Below are 686 nucleotides of genomic sequence, written 5' to 3'. Positions count from 1 at the left end.
CCTGAAAACTTTTAATGAACAGGCCCACGACGGGAATCATGTAGATGAGCGCCAGAGTGACAAGCACTGGCGCCATCATGCCTGCGGTGCCGACATGGCGGCTGCGGCGCGGGAGGAAGGGCATCCCCGCGCCCTTAGCGCGTGATCCAGTTTTCCCAGAGTTCCGCGGCATACTGGGTGTTGTCCTTGCCGTCGTCACGCAGCGCAGCCCAATAAGCCTGGTTTTGCACTATCTGCAACGCAAGCAGGTCAGGGACCGTCGGCAGCATGCCCGCGCGTTCCTTCGAGAGATATTGATAGGCGTTGGAATTGGGCGGAGCATACAGGATCTTATTCGAGAAATCGGCCTGATTTTTCGCCCGCGACGCGAAGGCAATGAACTTGGAGGCATTCTCGACGTTGGAGGCTCCCTTCAAGATGCCGAATTCATCATATTGCAGGAGGGCCTGGTGCCAGCTCATGGCTATCTCGCCGCCCTGATCCTTCACGGCCGAAACGCGCCCATTCCAAGCGGCGGCGATCGCGACCTGCTTGTCGACCACCAACTGAGGGCCTTCGGCGCCGCTCTCCCAGAACTTCACGATGCTGGCCTTGATCTTGTCCAGGCTGCGAAACGCTCGGTCGAAATCGATGGGATACAACCCATCTGGCGTCACGCCATCGGCAAGGAGCGCGATCTCAAAAGT

At 58.7% G+C, this 686-nt stretch carries 1 protein-coding gene; it reads right to left on the bottom strand.

Going from position 1 to position 686, the window contains the following annotated elements; translation table 11 throughout:
* Window positions 1–134: 134 nt before the first annotated feature.
* Window positions 135–686, bottom strand: a 552-nt coding sequence (locus EN750_RS37570) for an extracellular solute-binding protein (protein ID WP_127399489.1), incomplete at its 5' end; no start/stop codon positions are given.

This window comes from Mesorhizobium sp. M7A.F.Ca.ET.027.03.2.1 (assembly GCF_003999175.1).
Classification (GTDB): domain Bacteria; phylum Pseudomonadota; class Alphaproteobacteria; order Rhizobiales; family Rhizobiaceae; genus Mesorhizobium.
This window is presented reverse-complemented; position numbering and strand designations above follow the sequence as displayed.